Annotated in this window: 1 protein-coding gene and 1 pseudogene; both read right to left on the reverse strand. The window is 62.2% G+C overall.

Going from position 1 to position 1938, the window contains the following annotated elements:
• A partial coding sequence (gene ilvD / locus H6B10_RS14240) for a dihydroxy-acid dehydratase (protein WP_204652204.1) occupies positions 1–1489 on the reverse strand: 1489 nt, incomplete at its 3' end.
• A 97-nt stretch (positions 1490–1586) separates the two neighbouring features.
• Positions 1587–1938: pseudogene (locus H6B10_RS14245) on the reverse strand (ketol-acid reductoisomerase); the annotation flags it as partial.

Consider the following 1938-nt stretch of genomic DNA (forward strand, 5'->3'; position numbering starts at 1 on the left):
TATCTCCCTCTTCGACCAAACCGATGGGGCCGCCCGAGGCAGCCTCCGGGGAAACGTGACCGATGGCGGCACCGCGGCTTGCGCCGGAGAAGCGTCCGTCGGTGATCAGCGCCACCGTGGTGTCCAGCTTCATGCCCGCCAGCGCACTGGTGGGGTTGAGCATCTCCCGCATACCGGGGCCGCCCTTGGGGCCCTCGTACCGGATGACCACCACATCGCCGGGATGAATTTCGCCGGCATAGATGGCGGCAATAGCCGTTTCTTCACTGTTGAATACCCGGGCAGGACCGCTGTGGACCTGCATTTCCGGCGCCACGGCGCTGCGCTTGACCACACAGCCGTCGGGGGCGATGTTGCCCCACAGGATCTGCAGGCCGCCGGTCTTGCTGTAAGGATTGTCGATGGGCCGGATGGCCTTCTCGTTGAGGATCTTGGCACCCGCGATATTCTCGCCCAGCGTTTTGCCGGTGACCGTGGGCACATCCAGATCCAGCAGACCTGCCTTGGCCAGTTCCGCCTGCACGGCGGGGATACCGCCGGCCTCGTACAGATCGGGCATGTGGGTGGGACCCGCCGGGGCCAGATGGCACAGGTTGGGGGTCTTGGCGCTGATCTCGTTAAAGAGTTTCAGGTCAATGGGCACGCCTGCTTCCTGGGCAATGGCCAGCAGATGCAGCACCGTGTTGGTGGAGCAGCCCAGGGCCATATCACAGGCCAGCGCATTGCGGATAGACCGCTCGTTGATGATCTGCCGGGCGGTCACGCCACGGCGCACCAGATCCATCACGGCCATACCGGCGTGTTTGGCCAGCTGCAGCCGCTTGGCATAGACGGCGGGAATGGTGCCGTTGCCGGGCAGCGCAATACCGATGGCCTCACACAGGCAGTTCATGCTGTTGGCGGTATACATACCGGAGCAGGAACCGCAGCCGGGGCAGCAGTTGCAGGTGCAGTCTTCCAGCTGTTCATCATTGATCAGGCCCGCTTTGTAAGCGCCTACCGCTTCGAACATTTTGGAAAGGCTGACTTCCTCGCCGCCGTAGCGGCCTGCCAGCATGGGACCGCCGGAGCAGACCACCGCCGGGATATCCATCCGCACGGCGGCCATGACCATACCGGGGACAATCTTATCGCAGTTGGGCACCAGTACCAGGCCGTCCAGCTGATGGGCCATATACATGGTTTCCACACTGTCACAGATCAGTTCCCGGCTGGCCAGCGAGTATTTCATACCCACGTGACCCATGGCGATGCCGTCACAGACACCGATGGCGGGCATCAGGATGGGGGTGCCGCCGGCCATACGCACACCGGCCTTGACGGCATCCGCCAGTTTGTCCAGGTTCATGTGCCCGGGCACGATCTCGCTGTAGGCAGACACAACACCGATCAACGGGCGGTCCAGTTCCTCCGGCGTATAGCCCAGGGCGTAGAACAGGCTGCGATTCGGCGCCCGTTCGGGGCCTTTTTTGACGTTATCGCTGTTCATTGGTTTATCCTCCCTTGGATTAGGGGTAGTTTTGCGCGGCACAGGCGGGGCAGCCGCACATTCCGCCCCGCGGCCGAACAGCAGAATTCAATTCTGCTTATTTCTTCAGCCAGCTCATCATCTGGCGCAGTTCCTTGCCGACCTTCTCGATGAGGTGCTCGGACTGCATGCGGCGCTGGGCCAGGAAGTGGACCTTGCGGCCGCCGTTGGGGCTCATCTCGGCCAGGAACTCGGAAGCAAAGGTGCCGTCCTGGATCTCGGTGAGGACCTTCTTCATCTCCTTGCGGGTCTCCTCGGTGATCAGGCGCTTGCCGGTGCGGTAGTCGCCGTACTCAGCGGTGTTGGAGATGGAGTAACGCATCTTGTCAAAGCCGCCCTCGTTGATCAGGTCGACGATGAGCTTCATTTCATGGCAGGTCTCGAAGTAAGCCATTTCGGGGGCGTAGCCG

The organism is Gemmiger formicilis, from assembly GCF_016901605.1.
Lineage (GTDB): Bacteria > Bacillota > Clostridia > Oscillospirales > Ruminococcaceae > Gemmiger > Gemmiger formicilis_B.